Annotated in this window: 15 protein-coding genes; 5 read left to right on the top strand and 10 right to left on the bottom strand. The window is 45.6% G+C overall.

Translation table 11 applies throughout. The features are described 5' to 3' along the window. Positions 1–115 precede the first annotated feature (115 nt). Positions 116–1078: a hypothetical protein gene (locus tag BLR60_RS04040; RefSeq protein ID WP_090497061.1), complete on the top strand. Its 963-nt coding sequence runs from the start codon at positions 116–118 to the stop codon at positions 1076–1078. 184 nt (positions 1079–1262) lie between these two features. After that, on the top strand, positions 1263–2531 hold the full coding sequence (locus BLR60_RS04045) for a Shedu immune nuclease family protein (RefSeq protein ID WP_090497063.1): 1269 nt from the start codon (positions 1263–1265) through the stop codon (positions 2529–2531). Position 2532: 1 nt separating this feature from the next. On the opposite strand, the gene BLR60_RS04050 is transcribed toward BLR60_RS04045, so the two are convergent. The 4 genes from BLR60_RS04050 to BLR60_RS04065 form a co-directional block, all read right to left on the bottom strand. Then, entirely contained in the window at positions 2533–3564 is a 1032-nt protein-coding gene (locus BLR60_RS04050) for an AlbA family DNA-binding domain-containing protein (protein ID WP_090497066.1), read from the bottom strand. 209 nt (positions 3565–3773) lie between these two features. Next, positions 3774–5612 carry an ATP-binding protein gene (locus tag BLR60_RS04055; RefSeq protein WP_090497068.1) on the bottom strand — a complete coding sequence of 613 codons (1839 nt, stop codon included), beginning with the start codon at positions 5610–5612 and terminating at the stop codon, positions 3774–3776. Positions 5613–5632: 20 nt separating this feature from the next. After that, positions 5633–6253, bottom strand: coding sequence for a hypothetical protein (locus tag BLR60_RS04060; RefSeq protein WP_090497070.1), 621 nt, complete (start codon positions 6251–6253; stop codon positions 5633–5635). 153 nt (positions 6254–6406) lie between these two features. Beyond that, positions 6407–6625 (bottom strand): helix-turn-helix domain-containing protein, encoded by a 219-nt coding sequence (locus BLR60_RS04065; RefSeq protein WP_090497073.1) that lies wholly within the window; start codon positions 6623–6625, stop codon positions 6407–6409. 512 nt (positions 6626–7137) lie between these two features. Between BLR60_RS04065 and BLR60_RS04070 the strand changes: the two genes are divergently transcribed. Genes BLR60_RS04070 through BLR60_RS04080 form a run of 3 tightly spaced genes read left to right on the top strand, consistent with a single transcriptional unit; the run spans position 7138 to position 12632 of the window. Further along, a complete protein-coding gene (locus tag BLR60_RS04070) occupies positions 7138–7875 on the top strand; it encodes an ImuA family protein (RefSeq protein ID WP_208600568.1) in 738 nt (245 codons plus the stop codon). Positions 7876–7880: 5 nt separating this feature from the next. After that, on the top strand, positions 7881–9389 hold the full coding sequence (locus BLR60_RS04075) for a Y-family DNA polymerase (RefSeq protein ID WP_090497075.1): 1509 nt from the start codon (positions 7881–7883) through the stop codon (positions 9387–9389). Positions 9390–9401: 12 nt separating this feature from the next. Next, entirely contained in the window at positions 9402–12632 is a 3231-nt protein-coding gene (locus BLR60_RS04080) for an error-prone DNA polymerase (RefSeq protein ID WP_090497077.1), read from the top strand. A 7-nt stretch (positions 12633–12639) separates the two neighbouring features. On the opposite strand, the gene BLR60_RS04085 is transcribed toward BLR60_RS04080, so the two are convergent. The 6 genes from BLR60_RS04085 to BLR60_RS04110 all read right to left on the bottom strand — a co-directional run bounded on the left by BLR60_RS04085 (position 12640) and on the right by BLR60_RS04110 (position 18576). Next, on the bottom strand, positions 12640–13080 hold the full coding sequence (locus BLR60_RS04085; protein ID WP_090497079.1) for a hypothetical protein: 441 nt from the start codon (positions 13078–13080) through the stop codon (positions 12640–12642). A gap of 83 nt (positions 13081–13163) precedes the next feature. Beyond that, positions 13164–16055 carry a DNA ligase D gene (gene ligD, locus BLR60_RS04090; protein ID WP_090497082.1) on the bottom strand — a complete coding sequence of 964 codons (2892 nt, stop codon included), beginning with the start codon at positions 16053–16055 and terminating at the stop codon, positions 13164–13166. A gap of 33 nt (positions 16056–16088) precedes the next feature. Next, positions 16089–16247, bottom strand: a complete 159-nt coding sequence (locus BLR60_RS04095; RefSeq protein ID WP_090497084.1) for a DUF3606 domain-containing protein — start codon at positions 16245–16247, stop codon at positions 16089–16091. Between the two features lie 138 nt (positions 16248–16385). After that, a complete protein-coding gene (locus BLR60_RS04100; RefSeq protein ID WP_090497086.1) occupies positions 16386–17042 on the bottom strand; it encodes a hypothetical protein in 657 nt (218 codons plus the stop codon). 103 nt (positions 17043–17145) lie between these two features. Next, positions 17146–17772 carry a hypothetical protein gene (locus BLR60_RS04105; RefSeq protein WP_090497088.1) on the bottom strand — a complete coding sequence of 209 codons (627 nt, stop codon included), beginning with the start codon at positions 17770–17772 and terminating at the stop codon, positions 17146–17148. Beyond that, entirely contained in the window at positions 17773–18576 is an 804-nt protein-coding gene (locus BLR60_RS04110; RefSeq protein ID WP_090497090.1) for a DUF4099 domain-containing protein, read from the bottom strand. Positions 18577–18584 lie beyond the last annotated feature (8 nt).

Consider the following 18584-nt stretch of genomic DNA (forward strand, 5'->3'; position numbering starts at 1 on the left):
TTCCATCCTTAAATAAATCATGCCTTAGGTTCTTCACATCACAGGCATATTTACCGGAATATCGTGTCTTATTGTTTTTTCCAATTATTTTTGCTGCTATCTAATCCATAACGCTATGCCTTGTCCTCACCGATACCTCGGCCTGCATCTGCCGGCATCCCTATTACCCGATTGGGAGATCGACCACCTTTTTATCGGAACCTTTAATCCCCTTTGGGATCGGCCCAATGCACTCAATGCAGTATATTTCTATGGCCGGAGTGCTTATTTTTGGGATGCGGTAAGTATTTTTTTTGAAGACACAACCTATGCCTTTGACCGCAACGACAGGCAGGCAATGGTGGATTTCTGCAAACGTCACAGGATGGGTTTTACCGATCTGATCTTATCGGTTGAAGATGCCGATCAGCAAAACCAGGACCATCGGAAAAAAATCTATTCGGTAAAAGATGTTGATCTGGAAAGTTTTGATCAAATTGTATGGAATACAGATAACATTAAAGATTTTCTAGCTCAAAAAAGACCGGCAAACATTTATTTCACCCTGCTTTCCACGGATGGAAGATCGCTGTTTTCGCCCCAGATCTTAAAGATCGAACAGGAAGCTCTTCAACTGGGGATCAATAACAGCCGTTTACATTCTCCCACAGGTGCCAGGCTTGGCAATGGAGTACCACGCCTGCATCAGCTTGTGGAACGCTGGAACATAGCCACCGGGTTGCCAAATGTGGATCTGGCCAGATATCTCTATGTCCAAAACGAGCCAAAAGAGAAAAAACCGCGAAAAAAAAAGTTGGCCAAACGCACTAGATTTTCTCAGAATGCTTCCGAAATCGAAATCCTGATTATGGGCCGTTACGGCCTAACCGTCAGTCCTGATGAACGCATAAACCTCTTTGATATGAACAGCAATACGCCACTAAAAGCCCTCACCGTGATCAGGGATATTATCATTCCCTATATCAGCGTAACCTTCAACCACCAAATTGAGTTACACCACCCGACGGGAGCAAAAAACCCAAAGAATACGCGAACACTGGGTAAAGAGGTTTACACATTTTTACTCGAACACCAGTGAAGCCCCCATTCTAAGATTATATTAGAACTCAAATACTTATTTCAACTACCACATGACGCTTAAATAAGGACTTGCCTCGATTTAAAAACCAGGCTTAATCGTCCTAAGTAATTTTTTTTGCTGCTCAAAAGCTTGTATTTTAGGCTTATCGACCCTACTATAGTTTAGATATATGTTATAAACAATGAAAGAATTCAAAAACACAGAAAAGCTGATCTTATATGAGGACAGTGAAGGAGGTAACCTCAAGATATTAAGGGAACGGAAAGAAGATGAGCAGAAAGAGAAGGTATTAATATATCAGTATCTTGACGGAAATATCCAATATGGATTCGAGGGAGAAAAAATTAAAGAGATTATTATCGAGGAGGCGGATGAGCTTCCGTCGTTTTTTAGCCAATATGGTTTTGGTTTTTCCGAAAAAACCGTAAACAACTTCTTCAGGTATTCCTTTGACCACCCAGAGGTTGATACCCTCATCATTGGTGGTCTCCCATCTATCCGGGAAGGCAATAAACTCAGGATAAATATTGATGAACTGGAAAAGCTGATCACTTCCATCAATCAAGAACAACGTGGTTGTAATGAAACTAAGAAAACGTTGGTCAAAAATATGATTGTGGATATTTTTCCCGAGGTGAACTTTGATCGTGCTTCGGTTAACAGCAGCAAGGACATGGTTCTGCGAAACCTGAACGACAAGCTGATTGAGAAACTGACCGCCGAGGAGGTTCAACAGCTTGGGGAATTCTATGTCAAAGCAACCAGAAAGTTCAAGGCTGGTCACATCATTAAGAAGATAAATGCTGGGCTAATCAAAAATGCACAAATGTTGTCCCTCCAGGAGATAGTGCTCAAATACGAAAAACTGCTCAACGACAATCCTGCAGAGAGCGAATGGCAAAAGTTCTTCGATGAGTACATTACCCTATTTGACAGCAGGTATGTCCATAAAGTGAACTATAAGAATATTGCAACAGGTATTACAAAATACCCCGATTTGGTATTGGTGGACATCTATGGCTACATTGATTTCTACGAATTAAAAAAAAGCGGCACAGAACTCATCCAGTTCGACAAGAGCCATAAAAGCTGGTTCTGGAGCAGGGATGTGTCGATGGTGATCTCTCAAGTTTCTGACTATCTCCAAAAAGCAAAGGAGAATGCCCTTTCCTATGCCAAGGCAATAAAAGATGAGACCGAAACGGAAACAGAGCCAGGCCTTGAGGTAAATATAATCAACCCCAGGGCAATTATCGTTATCGGCCATACAAAGGAGCTTAATACAGATAAGAAGCGTAATCAGTTCAAAAACCTAAGAGAAAGCCTAAAGGATATTGAGTTCGTTTTATATGATGAGCTATTAGAGCGACTAAAAAACCTTCTGGATTCCATAAAGATTGAAAATGAACATAAGCAGGCTTCTGTAGCACAACTACAGAAGCCTGCATGATCTAGAATTTATCGGGTGTCCTGCCGAGCGAAGCTTGAAGGGTACTCTCCCGTGTGGTGCCTAAGCGCTCCTGGCGTTCTGAAAAGAGTACATTTTCTTCCATTTGAACGAGCATCTGCCCGGTATTTGCCGCATTGCCCAAATCTACCCTGGCAAAGTCAATAGTATAGATAGAGGACTTGGCCGGCGAATGCTTGCCAGTGTAAGTCATGATGAAACGGATCTTCTTGCCCTTGGCATCAAGTTGATAGGGGTCAAACAAAATCCGCGCCCTGTGGGTGTTAACTAGTCCAAAATGCAGTTTGCTGATTTCATAGTTTTTAGAATTGTTAGTGAACTCACTTGTGTCGTCAAAATAGCCCGGATCGGTCATTAACCTTACGGTAATATCCTCTTCATTTTGCATCTGAGTAAAATTGAACATGAAGCAGGTGATATCCATGTAATATAGCGATTGTCCAGTTAACAACCCTGCCCGATCTATTTTAACGTACCCCTCGATGTTGGGATATGAGATCCTTCTGAAAAGAGCTTCAATAAAATAATGCGGGGCGGGCTTGGTCTGGCCATCCAGGCGCACAAAATAGGTGTTGTCAAATTGATGCGGCTTATATGGGCTGGATTCTACCTCGATTACATACAAGTTTTCATTTGCGCCCTGCTGAAGCACGGCCACCCTGATTCCCGTGGGAAGTGGGCTGATACTGTCTGATATCTTATTGATAAGCCAGTCTTTTTCTTTATATTCAGGAACCGGAGCCAAGGCACCAATAAATTTCTTTTCCTTGGTAACCGGATCGGCAACCCCTAGCGGCGCGCCCCAGATCACTAATCCCCCGTCTGAATTGAGCATCCCACATACCGCGCGGATAACCCCTTTAATATTTTCCTTGAAATTGCCATGGGTAGCAGAAAAAGCTTTGAATTCAATGGTATTGCTTTCACCATGTTCATTGATAAAAAAATCTGCAACATCTTTATACTGCAGGTCCTGAAGGCTTTTGCCCAGGATAACTTTTGAAAATTCTGTCATTGCGTTAATTTATAGTTGGTAATAATATTCTATCAGATCAAAATCCCCCATGGCTGTAACTTCATTACAATTGTAATTATAAGGTATCCAGGTGCATGTTGATGATTATAGAGACTTATAGCTCCATGCTAGCTGATGGAATTATCGGTTGATTTTGGAAATAAGGCCGTGCTGCCAATTCAGCACGGCCTTATTGGGTCCATTCACCACTAACCAATATTGACCTCGTTTCTCTTTTTAAGATAGGCGGCGGTAAATTTGCCCCAGTCCTCCCGAAGCTCTATGTAGGCGTCTTCCGGATCTTCATGCATATTTTCGGCCTTCGCGTAGGCAAAGAATAACAGATCTATTCCCGCAAGGGCCTTTTCAAACAAATGCGTAATCTGTTCGGGTTCCATTTCCGAAACATCCCGTTGCGCGGCCTCTTTAATCTGGTTATAAACTTCACGTATAAACGGGTGGCGTTTATTGATCTTAACTACTACCGTACGGTTAAGGTGCTCGATATCCAATAGACCTTTGCCGGCCCACTCCATTTCCAGCGCAACCATAGGTTTTTGCTGTGTCTGTAGGGCAAACTCCTCCTGTTTATCCTGCTCCTTGATCCCGAGGGTTTCGGCGATTTCAACAAGCCTATTGAACTCGGCGTCCGGCGCAACGGATTCACCAGCCCTGCCCGTTGGCATACTTGGATTGGATGCCTGCACAGTCTCCTCACTGACCGTTCTGCCACCACTGAAATCATCTGGTGTCGCCTCTGCGGTGACTGTTTTGGTCTCGGCCCATACCTGCCTGATCCTTTTTCTAGCGGCCTTAACAGGCTTGTTCAGGATTTCCTTTAGTTCTTTCTTAAGTTTCTCTACAGGCTCAACCCCTCTTTTGATGTGACGGACCTGAAAATATTCGTCCAGGCCTGGCGGAAAGGAGACCTCGATCGCAATATGCCTATCCAGATAACTGTTTCTATCCAGGTTATCCGCCTGTATCAGGTGGGGTACTTTCGTATAACTGATTTCCCTGTCATATCTCAGGAAACTGATCTTACCCTGGTTATCCGGAATGTGAAGACGCTTAAACTGGTTATCACCAATTGGCCCCTTGACCCCACCTCCACCTTCGATCAGCCTGGTGATCTGAGGAGTCATATATACCCCCCATTGTACAACATGTCCATCTATCTTAAGTTCACCATTTTCAACGAACTCACCTTTCATCGGCTCCCCATGGGCCAGAGCTTCCGCTTCCGTATTTTCAATCTGAAAAGATGGATCGTAGGGTTTCAGCTCCTGAGCCCCAAAAAGTTGACTTTCCTTGCTGGGCAGGAAGATCTTCAATCCTTTATCAATATAACGGCGATAGGTCCTGGCCAAAAAGTAATCCAGGCCCGATATCTTTTCATCGGCCGACTCGGTATAGGCCTTATCCTCATTCATCCGGTCAATATTCCTCCAAACGATAAGCGTCCCGCTGTTAAAATCCTCCATCAGCTTTTGGTAGTCTTTGGGAAACCCATCAACCTCGCGGTAGCTGTAACTTACCTGGGTCTGGTTTTTGATCTCATCCAAATCCAGGTAGGTCATGAAAACCTTTTTTTCCCTGTTATTGGATCCAGTCCTGGGAAGAAAGGTTTCACCTGTATCGTCCACTTCCAAAAACGCTGGCCTGGTATAGATCTCCAGCCTTTTGGCCTGACTGATCGAGGCCAGCTTAAATCCGACACCGAACCGCCCAATGCCTTCCCGGCTATTGTAACGTGTACTGAAGCCAATGGTAAGCACATTGGCAAGGATGGTAGCGGTAATCCCCTGCCCATCATCGGCAACGGCAAGCGAGGTAATCTCTCTTTTGGGTTTTGGCGACTTTCCCCGTTTAACGGATTCGAAGTTCCAACCGAAACGGATCTTCCGGGCACCTGCCTGGATAGAGTTGTCAACGATTTCACCGATGGCATCATTGAAATTATATCCACCGTCGCGGAAACTTTGTAGGGCGGTATCCGCCCTAACAAGTTCTGCTGTTTTTGTATTTAAATTATTTTGAATATCCATTAGTTCAAGATTTTTAAGCCTTAGGCGGCTTTGATGAGGGAAAGATGTCCTTTAACGATGTCTTTTAAAAAGTCTACCAGGTCTGCTTCAGCAGAATGGATCATCAGTATAAAAAAGGCCTCCCTGAAACCGGCAGTTTCGTACAGCACAGTCTTTACATCAACAATGATGTTTCTATACTGCCTGAGCCCGACCCCTAAATACTGCTGCGCGGCAGCTTCATTGTCATTTCCGGAAACCTTCAGGTAAAAAGCAATCATCTGACGGGCAGTTAACTTCCCAAAAGCCGATTTTACCGTTTTCAGTGATAGCTTAAAATTGTAGTTCAATGAAGGGGCTGGATGACTATGTACTTCTTGGTTACGGAGAAATTCACCTACCCCCTTGCTTTGGTTGCTATCAGGATCGTACCTTTGTCCAGCTTTGCGCTTGCCATCCCTGAATAGGTCTTCAGCCAGCTTTTTACCAATAGCCTTTCTCGCAAAAGGCAGTAAAATCCGGTCCTGGGCATATTCCAGGGCCTCAAGATTGAAATTTGATTTCGTGCGTGCACGTTTCTGCTGTAAAATGGCATAGGCCACCCAGTCAATTTGCTCATTAGTTGAGGGGATAGAGCTCGCCCCATTTTCTAAACTTTTCATAAACCAATGTTTAAATGATGTAAGCGCAATGCCGACACCACCGATGTTTTATGTTCAAGGCTAAAACCGATAGATGCGTTCTGATCAGCCAGCCTTCATTTATCATGGGATGAAAAGTTTTCCTGCGGAAAGAAATAATTAAAATATTTTTTTTTAGTAGGTAAAAAGCTCTGCCGTTGAAATCTCAAGCCCTTCTGCCAATGCATGAATCGTAGAGAGTGTAATATTAACCTTACCCTGCTCAATCCGCTGCACTTGGCTATATTCCAGGTTTGACCTGCTTGCGAGTTTGCGGATACTTAAATCCTTACTGACCCTTAGCTTCTGCAGGTGGCTACCAAAATCCTGCTTTATTTTTTCCTTCTTGTCCATCTATTCATCTTAGGGGAAAGATGCGGGGATTGCGGAAATAAATTGACGTATGATCATATATCATTTGGCGATGTTTACAACCTGATTTCTTCATTACGAATGCATATCGGTTTGGTTTAAGTTTTTCAGGCACGAGCCTTTAGTAGCGTAGAGCAAACATTTTTATTTCAAATTTCTTCTGTGAGTGCTGTTGCTATAGCTTATCTTAGGCAGACCAAACGCCTTAGGAAGAAGTCGAACAGCTATCCAAATTAAAGCCTGTATTGTTTGGCCATCTGATCTATAATTGCTAACGAAGCTTTGATAGACATTTATCACGGAAACGGTTGGAACTTATCGTGACCAATGAAAATATTATTTAGTACTTACAACCTCAGAGTCCACCATGATTTGACTTCTCCACCAAAGTCACAATGTTTTCAACATTTTATATTTTGCTAACAATTTTAGCTTTATGTTTGTTGTTTAGTTTATAAAAGCTAAAATAAATAGCATAAAATTAGTTAGCAGTCATGGATGGTAAAAGGGAGTTATTTCAAAAATTGCAGCAGGATATCCTTTTGTGGCAGGGCTTCAAGCCTCTGTCCGCCGGCAAGGCTGAACGTATCGGTCTTGGGGAAATAGAAGACGCCTTTCCGGGAAACGTATTCCCCAAGAAGGCCATCCATGAATTTATCACCATACTTCCCGAACACTCGGCGGCAAGTGATGGCTTTATCGCAGGCCTGCTGGCAGTGCTGATGGAAAACGGCGCGGCATGCGTATGGGCAAGTACGTCCAGAAAACTCTTCCCCGCATCGCTTAGTCATTTCAACGTAGAGCCCGAGCGCATTATCTTCATGGATGTTAAAACTGAAAAGGAAGTACTGTGGATCACAGAGGAAGCACTCAAATGTGAAGGGCTTGCCGCCGTTGTCGCGGAAGTGAATTCCTTGAGCCTGATCGAGTCCAGAAGATTACAGCTTGCAGTTGAGGCCAGTGGCGTAACAGGCTTTATCCTTAGAAAAGATGAGAATAAAACTTCTAGTACGGTAGCCACGGCAAGATGGAGAATAAGCCCGCTGCCTTCGGTTACAGAAGACGGCATGCCTGGGCTGGGATTTCCCCGCTGGCAGGTAGAGCTGTTGAAGGTGAGAAATGGCAACCCAGGCAGTTTCGTTTTGGAGTGGGCTGGCGAAAGATTCGAGGAAGTAAAAAAGGCCAAAAAACAGCCTGTTTGGGCAGGCGCTGAGGGAAGGCAGATTGGATGAGAGTCATGCAAAGGCGTTATGTTTCCATATGGTTCCGCCAGCTGCTGGCCGACTGGCAGGTTATCCGTAGGCCGGAGCTTTCCGGCGTACCCTTTGTTTTTGCTGCGCCCGACCATGGGCAGATGATGATCACAGCGGTTAGCACTGTGGCACAGGGGTTTGGGGTTGAGATCGGAATGAGGGCAGCCGATGCCAAGGCAATATGCCCTGGTTTAGATGTTTTGGATGATAAACCGGGCAGGCCCCAAAAACTGTTAAAAGGCCTTGGCGAATGGTGCGTGCGCTATTCCCCTATCGTTGCCATAGATGAGTTTGGGATGGATGGGCTGCTGATGGATGTTTCCGGATGCTGCCATCTGTGGGGCGGTGAGCGTGGCTACCTAAAGGAAATCGTTTCAAGGCTAAAAAGCAAGGGCTATACGGTGAGGCTAGCCATTGCCGATACGCCTGGAGCGTCCTGGGCGGTTTCCCGCTACGGCAAAGTAACTCCGCTGATTCCTGAAGATGGACAGGTTGATGCATTAATGAATCTTGTACCTGAAGCTTTGCGCCTAGAGCAATCGGTACTGGCTAAGCTTCGAAAGCTCGGGTTTTATCAGATCAAAAGTTTCATAGGCATGCCAAGATCGGTATTGCGCAGAAGGTTTGGTGAGGATTTCCTGCTCCGGCTGGCGCAGGCAATCGGAACAGAGAATGAAGCGCTTATTCCACTTCAGGTGCCGGTGCCCTTTAGCGAAAGGCTGGCATGCTTGGAGCCCATCAGAACCCGGAACGGAATTGAGATCGCCATCAATAAACTGCTGGAAAATCTCTGCAGGCGGATGCAGGCAGAGGGAAAAGGCTTGCGTTCGGGTGTGCTCACATGCTACCGTATCGATGGGAAAATAGCGAAGGTGGATATCGGCACAAGTGGGGCATCGCATAGCGTCAGCCACCTGTTCAAATTGTTCCAGCTTAAGATCGACCAGATTAGGCCTGCACTTGGCATTGAACTTTTTGTATTGGATGCGCCTAAAGTTGATGATGTGGAAGTGCCCCAGGAAGAGATGTGGAGTTCCACGCCCGGACTAGATGATAAAAGCGTCATCCGTCTGATAGACCGGGTCGGTGGAAAAGTCGGCTTTCAGGCTATTCACCGGTACCTGCCGGCAACAAAGTACTGGCCCGAAAGGTCGCTGCTAAAGGCGGTTTCGGTGACCGAAAAACCACAGGCCGCTTGGAGGGTGGATAAGCCACGCCCAACGGAGCTGCTCAAAATGCCCGTTCCCATAGAGGTGATGGCCATCATTCCGGATCATCCGCCAAAATTCTTTATCTATAAAGGAGTGCGCCATGAGGTCACAAAGGCCGATGGTCCTGAGCGCATAGAGCGCGAGTGGTGGCTCGATAAGGGCGAGCACAGGGATTATTACCAGGTGGAGGATGACCAGGGAGGCAGGTACTGGCTGTTCCGTTCGGGTCATTACGGCAGCGGACAAAAATACAAATGGTTTATACATGGATTTTTTGCATAGAGGAGGTGGGTCATGACATACAGCGAATTACAGGTTACTTCAAATTTCAGCTTCCTTCGGGGCGCTTCGCACGCCCATGAACTGGTTGAACAGGCCGAGCTTTTCGGGTATAAAAAAATAGCTATCACAGATAGGAACACACTTGCTGGCATCGTCAGAGCGCATGTGGCATGCAGGGAAAAAAATGTAAAGTTGATCCCAGCGTGCAGGCTTGATCTATTGGATGGACCGAGCCTTTTAGCCTACCCCACCGATAAGGAAGCCTACGGAAGGTTGTCGGCTCTGCTTACCCTAGGGAATATGCGCGCCGAAAAAGGTTCGTGCCATATTTCCAGGACAGATGTGTATGCCCATAGCAAAGGGATAATCTTCACGGTGGTTACCCCCGGAGTACTCAACCGCAGGTTCGAATATGATGCGGGTTTTGTCTCAGCGGTCGCAGATTACCGCGAGGCGCTGGGTGGGCAGCTTTATTTGGCGGCTACCAGGTCATACATGGGAAATGATGACAAGCTGATCTTTCGGACCGCGCAGCTCTCTGATCGATACGGAATCCCAGTGGTTGCTACAGGGGATATCCATTACCATTGTCCATCGCGCAGAGAATTGCAGGATGTACTGACGTGTGTGCGCGAGAAATGCACCATACAGGAAGCCGGATTTCGGTTGCACCAGAATGCCGAGCGCTATATGAAGGAAGTGGCCGAGATGGAGAGATTGTTCAGAAAATACCCCAGTGCAATCCAAAATACGATGGCGATAGCTGAGGCCTGCGAGTTCTCGCTTGATGAGCTCAAATACGTGTACCCAGAGGAAATCAATAAAAGCGGTCGCTCGCCGCTGGAGGAACTCGAATACCTCACATGGAAAGGGGCGCATGAATTCTATGGAGAGGTTATCCCGGACAAAGTGGTCAATATGATCAACCATGAAATGGAGTTTGTCAAGCAGATGGACTATGCCAATTATTTTCTTTTTGTAGACGATATAGTGCGGGAAGCACGCTCACGTGGCATTCTCTGCCAGGGTCGCGGTTCTGCGGCAAATTCTGCTATATGTTTTGTTTTGGGCATAACCTCGGTAAATCCGATGAAATTTGACCTGCTTTTCGAAAGGTTTATTTCGCCTGCCAGAAACGAGTCCCCGGATATCGATGTGGATTTTGAGCATGAGCGGAGGGAAGAAATCATCCAGTACATCTATGAAAAGTATGGCCGTGACAGAGCTGCAATCGTGGCAACGGTTACCCAGCAGCACCAGAAGGGTGCCATCCGCGATGTCGGGAAAGCGATGGGACTTTCGATAGATACCATCAACAGGTTATCGAGTTCGATATGGGAGTTTACCGACGAATGGTTCGAGGGGAAAAGGGTTACAGAACAGGGGCTAAATCCCAATGATCCGCACCTTAAAAAAACATTGGAGCTCACATCGCAAATGATGGGTTTCCCTCGCCAGCTCGGTCAGCATACAGGCGGTTTTGTTGTTACCCAAGGGAAGCTTACAGACCTTTGCCCAATCCTAAATGCTCGGATGGAGGACCGCACCAATATAGAATGGAACAAGGATGATATCGATGCGCTGGGATTTTTGAAGGTGGATGTGCTCGCGCTGGGGATGCTTACCTGCATCAGAAAGGCTTTTGATCTCTGCCGCGACCACTACGGAATACAATATACGCTGGCCAATATCCCTCAGGATGATCCAGAAGTTTATGATATGATCTGTGTGGCCGATACATTGGGCGTTTTTCAGATCGAAAGCCGAGCGCAGATGTCAATGCTGCCAAGGCTAAAGCCCAGAGAATTTTATGACCTGGTAATCGAAGTAGCGATCGTAAGGCCTGGACCGATACAAGGTGATATGGTGCATCCGTACTTGCGCAGGCGCAATGGCGAAGAACCTGTCGAATATCCCTCGCCCGAGCTTAAGGAAATTTTGGGAAGAACGCTCGGGGTGCCGCTGTTCCAGGAGCAGGCGATGAAGATCGCAATCGTGGCCGCGGGATTCACCCCTGCCGAGGCGGATGGACTGCGCAGAAGTATGGCTACCTTCAAGTTCAAGGGATTGGTCAACCAGTATGAGCAGAAGCTTATCGATGGGATGTTGGCCAAAGGCTATAGCCTAGAATTCGCAAAGCGGATATTCAAACAGCTGGAAGGGTTTGGAAGTTATGGCTTTCCCGAATCCCATGCGGCAAGTTTTGCTTTGCTTGTATATGTGTCATGTTGGCTCAAACATTATTATCCCGATGTATTTGCGGCAGCGCTGCTGAACAGTATGCCGATGGGATTTTACCAGCCGGCGCAGATCGTTATCGACGCGCAGAAACATGCCGTTGAGGTCAGGGAGGTAGATGTCAACCATTCGCTGTGGGATAATAGGCTCGAAGAAAAGTCGGGCAAAGATTTCGCGCTGCGCCTGGGGTTTCGGCAGATCAGCGGCATAAGGGAAGATGATATGGAGGTTTTGGTCGCTGGACGTGGCGAGGGATACAGAAGCATCACGTCGCTTCGGGATGCGGGCGTTTCGATGGCTTCGCTTGAAAGATTGGCTGATGCCGATGCATTCCATTCCCTTGGGATGGATAGACGAAAAGCGTTGTGGGAAGTTTCCGCCTTGCAGGATATGCCGATAGAATTGTTCAAGGGCCAAAAATCTGAAAGTGTTTTAGAGGCACAGGTCGAGCTGCCGCTGATGGGAACAGGCGAGCATGTAGTGCAGGACTATGAGACTGTCGGGCTATCGCTAAAGGCCCATCCGGTGAGCTTTGTACGTTCGCAGCTGGATATGCTCAATATTCGAACATGCCATCACATTAACAACAATTCTACCGATGGGCAACTAGTTAAAGTGGCGGGACTGGTACTGGTGCGCCAGCGTCCTGGAACTGCGGGCGGGGTTTGCTTTATTACCATTGAGGATGACACGGGCTATTCTAATCTTGTAGTATTTGAAAAGCTGTTTGAAACATACCGCAAGGAAATACTGCATGCCAGGCTTTTAATGGTGGAAGGACGTTTGCAACGCGAAGGACAGGTGGTGCATGTTGTGGTTTCCAAGTGCTTTGATTTTACCAAAATGCTGGGCAAGCTATTGCAGCGGGAGGCGGACGATCTTCCAGTATTAACGCTGGCCCGTGGCGATGAGAAAACGGCGCCATATCCAGCGCAGAATAAACGCGCACAGGTACGCGAGGATGCGACGAAAAAAGCCTTTCATGAGGGAAGGAATTTTAAATAGCAGTCGCTTAGTTGATGCCAACGATGGTGAAATAGGCGTCTCCCTCTTTTTTTACAATCAGGTCTAGGTGTTCTTCAAAGGTTACCAAGTTCAGCACCTCGTCCTTTAGGAAAGTTGTAAATACTTCCATATCGGTGTCGACCTTGACGTTCACCTCAAGGGTTTCAGTAGTCTTCCATTCCGTAGACACGATTTCGGAGTAGGTGCCCATCAGTAGCGAGGGAAATCCTTTCCTGGAAAAAGCCTCATTTAGGTGCACAGCTATTTCCCACATAAAGGGATCCAGTTCCCTATCGTTGGTCGTCCATTGCATGCCTTTTTCTTCATCCTGCCACATGCTTCCCGCAAAATTACCATCCAAAAGAACGCTATAACAATCTCCTGCCTGTTCAACAGTAGCCTGTATATTCCCCTTATCGGTTGGGAGTTCAAAAACGTAACTTTCCATAATCTGATAAATTATAAATGTGCTGACCGTTATTTCCTTTTGTGATAAACATTGATATGTGAGTTTAGTTTTGCCCGCGCACTTTAGGTGAAATTCTCCTGGGCAGAAGAAAGCACCTGCTGCATGTCTATTCCCTTTCCCAGAACGCCCGTAAATAGATCGCCGGTTTCCTTTAGTCTATCAATAGCGTTAAAGATGGTGAAATCCCGCATCTTCAGTCCCGGCTTTACCTCTTCCCATAATAAAGGCATGGACACCGTTGCCCCTGGTTTTGGCCTAAGCGAATAGACACCTGCGATAGTCGCTCCGGGACGGTTCTGAAGAAAATCAAGATACATCTTTCCTCCCCGTTTGGAGATGGTTCGTTCGAGCGTGGTGAATTTGGGCAGTTCTCGGTTTACCTGTCGCACGATAAGGTTGGCAAACAGCTGGGATTGTTCATAGGTATACTTGGTGGCAAGGGGAATATAAATGTGTATCCCTGTAGAACCGGAGGTTTTTGGAAAGCTCGGAACACCAATACTGTCAAGGATAGCCTTGGTTACCTGGGCGGCCTTGATCACCTGCTCAAAGGTATTCTTGTCGGGATCCAGGTCTATTACGCAATAGTCTGGATGGTCTGGAGAGCTGGCCTTGCTGAACCATGGGTTCATCTCAATGCAACCTAGGCTAGTCATCCATAACAAGGTAGCCCTATCGCTGCCTAATAGATAGCTTTTTTCCTCGCCCTTTTCATTGGTATGGGGCATCGTATGCGCCCAGGATGGAGCGGTTTCCTTTACATTCTTTTGATAGAAGCTTTCCCCGTGAATACCGCCGGGAAAACGGTTCAGGGACATGGGCCTGTCTAGAAGATAGGGAAGCATAAGCGGCGCTACCGCATCGTAATAGTTAAACATATCGCGTTTGCTTACCTTATCCTCCGGCCAGTAGAGCTTGCTTAGGTTAGTGAACTTTAATAGGTGGCCATCTACCTTTTTTTCTAGCATTTCCGAAGTCCCCTCTAAAAGTGGTTTTGAAGCCTTAAGGGTTCCGGCCATTTTAGGCCGTACAGCCCTAATGGTCTCTTCGGTATTATTTTCCGATAGCTTTTGCTCAAGGGCGATTTCATGAACAACAGTTTGGGTGTCGGTTTCAAGTTCAAGGATGACTTCACTTGGAACCTTGTCCTTGCGCAGTCCCTTGAAAGACGCCTGGCGCACCTTACCATCATTGGTGATTTCGGCAAATTCAATCTCACAGATCAGGTTGGGTTTTAGCCAAGTCGGCTTTGCGCCAAGGCGCTGTGGCCGGAACTGCGAAGGCTCGTCCACGTCGGGAATAGTCTCGAACGGACATTTTTGCGTAGTCAACTTTTCAAATTCTGCCATCAGCTCCTTTTGGGTGATCTGGTTAAAACCTGTGCCCACCTTTCCGATATAGTTCAGCTTTCCCTTTTGGTCATAAACGCCAATGGCTAGTGCGCTAAAATTCTTCTCGGTCCCCTCGTTGCGGGTGTAGCCGCCTATAATAACCTCCTGCCGTCTTTTGGCCTTTATCTTTAGCCATTCCCTGGATCTGCTGTCAGAAGAGTAGTAACTATCGGCCCGTTTGGCAATGATTCCTTCAAGTTTCATCCGCTTTGCCGCATCAAAAAAATCAATGCCCGAGGTTTGGTAGGCTTGGCTTAGTTTGATGGACGAATGTTCTTTTCGCAGGATAGCTTCCAGTATCTGCCGCCTTTGGTTGAGCGTAAGCGATAGCAAAGAATATCCCTCTAGCCAAAGTATATCAAAAAGGTAATAGTGGAGTTTCGCGCGCTGGGTATTTTTCCAGTTCTGAAGCGCTCCAAAATCTGCAGTGCCATCATCTTTAAGCGCTACAATTTCTCCATCTAATACAGCGTTCACTCCCAGTTCCGCAAGCGCATCTTCTACAACATGAAACTGTGTAAACAGCAGATTGTTCCTTGAATAAATTTCGGCTTTCCCCTTTTGGAGATAGGAAATTGCCCGGTAGCCATCCCACTTAATCTCGTATATCCAGCCAGGTTCGTCAAAAGGTTCGTCTACCAGTGTAGCTTTCATCGGTTTTAGTCCTTTGGGGATAGCAGATTTTTCGGCCAGTCCGATAATCTCTAGTATGTCCTGTGGGAGCCCGTCGATATCTTCGTTTTTCCTAATAGAAGTGATTTTTCTGACCGTAGTATTTTTCTTTAAAGCTTTGGCGGCCAGTTCAATCAATACGGGCGCGTGGTCGCTTGCCCCTTCCCAGCCCCTGACTTGCTTGTCCACGTTCCCGTCTTTTAGTTTTTCAGCAAGGTCAGCACTTAATAGAAAATGATCCAGTCGCAATCCAGCGTTGCGGTCATAGGCTTTTCTCAGGTAGTCCCAGTAGGTATAGATACGTTCGCTGGGATGTAGCGTGCGGATGGCATCCGTCCAGCCCTGGTCTAAAAGCGATTGATAATTTTCTCTTATCTCAGGGCGAAAAAGGGCATCGTTTTTATATTTCTCAGGCTTATAAGTGTCAAGATCGGTCGGCATCACGTTATAGTCGCCAATGAGCATCACGGGAAGGCCCGTTGCCATAAGTGTTGCGGCATGCGCCACCAATCTAGAAAACCACCGTTTTTTATATTCGTATTTCGGACCCGGATATGGGTTTCCGAAAGGTACGTATATACATCCGATCACCGTATCGTGGGTGAATACTTCCAGATACCGGCTATGGGTAAATTCTGAATCCTCCCCTGGCAGATCGTTTCGTATTTCCTTGATTTCTTTTTTGGATAGAATGGCAACACCGTTCCATGCTTTTTGACCATGCCAGGCACTATGATATCCGGCCGCTTTAAGCTTCTGCACGGGAAATGAGCGATCCTCGCATTTGAGTTCCTGAAGACATACGATATCTGGGTCGGCCTCGTGCAGCCACCTGAGCAAGGTATCAATCCTTCCGTTGATACCGTTGATATTATACGTCGCAATCTTCATGGCGCTAAAAAAAGCCCCTTTCGGAGCTAGATTTTATTTTACTTTTTTTTCGATGTCTTTTCGCTGGTTACCGGCAGTCGATTTAGCGTCTTTAATTTTGTCCGGCTTAACATCAAGTTTTGTAGCCTCGTATTTGATTTCGTGGTCCTGATTGGATACAGAATTGCGCTCTACTTTTGTTCCTCTAGCCATAATGATATCTTTTTAGTTTACCTAAATAACATCCCAAATTGCAATTAGTTTTAGAGGCGAGCTGTTTGCAAGAAACGCTGATTAAAAATGATACTATGACAATAATTGCTTCGAATCATCTAATCGATTTTAAATCATTTACCTACTTCTGTTTCTGGAACTGACATTCTCGTTTCGCTCGTCGGTCGGAACGTTAATTTCTTGTATGCCTGCAACAGTGGAATCAACATATTGATCTTTGGAAAGCCCTGCCATTTTAAATATGCTTTCTGGAATATTGGTGTTAAGTATCTTGACACCATCCTTCAACTCACTGATTATGCTTTTAGTTATGGAGTTTGAAATAATTTCGTTGCCTTTTGGATGTTTTAGTACACTTGACAACGGAACGCTAAAAGTTTGTACTATCCATGAGAAATCATTAGGCTTCCCAAAGACAATGCCTTTTTCCATGTCTTTAAGCACTTTCTTTTCAACTTTTTCAAGTTCTTTTTTGTGCAAATGTGCTTCCAACAGGTCATCGATATAGTTTTCCAAGTTCATTTTGATTGAAAAGCCTTCCCAATACTTATCTTTAGGATAGTGTTTGTCAGGTATAGATTTGCAATAACTTTCCGCTTGCTCAACAAGATTCCAAACTTCTCTGCTATCTGCAAGGTATGAGGTTGAGCCTCCTTGTCCATCATTCTTTACGTATGCAGCTCTTTTACCGTCAATGTATAGATTAGCAGTAAAAGCGTTTGTCTCCTCACTCAGTGATGGAGAATGTTTGATGTTTTTTAGTTCAATTTTCATAATACTTAGGGTTATTGATAATTAAAATGGAAAACCAGATGTTGCGCATAGCAAAGCACCCTGGTCCGTAGGTACCAGGGTGCCAATTTGTAATCTCAGATCGTTATCGTGTATTTATAAAAAACTCATAGAATGAGTTAAAATCACCTTTTGGTTTATGCGTACGAATACCGCTTCGTATACCTATTGTTTTTTCAAAACGGCTTAGCGAAAACACGTCTATAGGTATTCTAAAACGATTTCTACTATAATTAATATGTATTAATTCATCAGCAGCAATAAAGGTTGCATTTGTTCCCTTTATCCAAAGAGCGACCTTACAATCTGTTACCCGACCAGTTATTCCAGCATCGAAAAGTGTATGAACTTTCGCATTAAAAAACTGGCGTTTCAACTGATCAATTTGGGAATAGGAAGCTTTTAGTCCTAAGGCGACAAATGCAACACTATCTGATATCCTAAGCCAAGAAGGGAAATGGTGGCAAAAACAAAGAATATCCGCGGCGGAATGGCTAAGAAACAAATGCCTTACTTGTACCGGAAACCCATTAGAGGCCAACCAAATCCCTCCTGAAGAAGGAACTAGATGCAAGTCTGCCGACCAATATTCTAGTTGACCATTTTCTTTACTTTTCTGGAATGAAAACAGAAAATCCTCATCCCGAATTTTTACATACTTTTCGAAAAAGTCAAGAACTGACTTTGAAACTGAAGTAGTTGGCGAATACATCTAGCGCGATCCGCTACGTCCATATCCTCGCTGATGTTGAGCATCTACAGAATGATTTGCCTGATCGGCGACAGTCATATCTTGTTCTCTTTTAGGTTTTCCTACCATCATATCCGCTAGTGCCTGATTATAACCCTTGGTATAGCCTTCTTTTTGAAAGTCCTCATTAGAAGCAAGGTGGCGTAAGCCCCGCATTACCAGATAGGAAAGTCCGCCATCCAAAAGTACCGAGAAGATTAGCCTTTTGGCATCAGACTTAACGCCTCTGCTATCGGCGGCACTGTGTCGCAAACGTGTTCCATCCTCTAGTTCAATAACCTCCCCATGCTGGAATGCTTTTTTCTGCTTTTCGTTCAGTATCTCTCCGTTCACTTTAATAGGCACTTCCACTTGATAAGGATAATAGGAAATAAACTCTTTGGTCTGTTCGTCGTACTCAATGATCATTTTGCGTTCAATACCTTTATCATCTAGAGTTTTGCTAATGGCTTCGATTTTCCCTGACAATAATTGTTTAGTTTCTTTCTCATCTAAAAGTGGGTGCGGCTGAACCTCATTGTAGATCGGGTGTATTTTTAGGGCAATCCTGCCGTCATCTTCGCGTAACAAAGATAACTTTGCATCAAGCTGGCGCATCTTAAACCCATCCATTTCCAGATTGTAGAAGCTGCGAAGTTCGGTCCTCCTGCCTGCTAACAGTGCGGTGACGTCACTATCATGCAATGTCAATGTGCCATCTTTGTAGAGGCCCAGTTTCTCCAGTTCTCCGATTGGAAGTTCTTTCTCCTTAATTGGTGTTTCCATAAAAAATT

This window comes from Pedobacter terrae (assembly GCF_900100705.1).
GTDB lineage: Bacteria > Bacteroidota > Bacteroidia > Sphingobacteriales > Sphingobacteriaceae > Pedobacter > Pedobacter terrae.

Excerpts from the sequence above, each read along its gene's own strand:
- BLR60_RS04070 (WP_208600568.1), top strand. The coding sequence starts at position 7,138 with ATGGATGGTAAAAGGGAGTTATTTCAAAAATTGCAGCAGGATATCCTT.
- BLR60_RS04050 (WP_090497066.1), bottom strand. The coding sequence starts at position 3,564 with ATGACAGAATTTTCAAAAGTTATCCTGGGCAAAAGCCTTCAGGACCTG.
- BLR60_RS04085 (WP_090497079.1), bottom strand. The coding sequence starts at position 13,080 with ATGGAAAGTTACGTTTTTGAACTCCCAACCGATAAGGGGAATATACAG.
- BLR60_RS04065 (WP_090497073.1), bottom strand. The coding sequence starts at position 6,625 with ATGGACAAGAAGGAAAAAATAAAGCAGGATTTTGGTAGCCACCTGCAG.
- BLR60_RS04055 (WP_090497068.1), bottom strand. The coding sequence starts at position 5,612 with ATGGATATTCAAAATAATTTAAATACAAAAACAGCAGAACTTGTTAGG.
- BLR60_RS04040 (WP_090497061.1), top strand. The coding sequence starts at position 116 with ATGCCTTGTCCTCACCGATACCTCGGCCTGCATCTGCCGGCATCCCTA.
- BLR60_RS04080 (WP_090497077.1), top strand. The coding sequence starts at position 9,402 with ATGACATACAGCGAATTACAGGTTACTTCAAATTTCAGCTTCCTTCGG.
- BLR60_RS04060 (WP_090497070.1), bottom strand. The coding sequence starts at position 6,253 with ATGAAAAGTTTAGAAAATGGGGCGAGCTCTATCCCCTCAACTAATGAG.
- BLR60_RS04045 (WP_090497063.1), top strand. The coding sequence starts at position 1,263 with ATGAAAGAATTCAAAAACACAGAAAAGCTGATCTTATATGAGGACAGT.
- BLR60_RS04095 (WP_090497084.1), bottom strand. The coding sequence starts at position 16,247 with ATGGCTAGAGGAACAAAAGTAGAGCGCAATTCTGTATCCAATCAGGAC.
- BLR60_RS04110 (WP_090497090.1), bottom strand. The coding sequence starts at position 18,576 with ATGGAAACACCAATTAAGGAGAAAGAACTTCCAATCGGAGAACTGGAG.
- BLR60_RS04105 (WP_090497088.1), bottom strand. The coding sequence starts at position 17,772 with ATGTATTCGCCAACTACTTCAGTTTCAAAGTCAGTTCTTGACTTTTTC.
- ligD (WP_090497082.1), bottom strand. The coding sequence starts at position 16,055 with ATGAAGATTGCGACGTATAATATCAACGGTATCAACGGAAGGATTGAT.
- BLR60_RS04100 (WP_090497086.1), bottom strand. The coding sequence starts at position 17,042 with ATGAAAATTGAACTAAAAAACATCAAACATTCTCCATCACTGAGTGAG.
- BLR60_RS04075 (WP_090497075.1), top strand. The coding sequence starts at position 7,881 with ATGCAAAGGCGTTATGTTTCCATATGGTTCCGCCAGCTGCTGGCCGAC.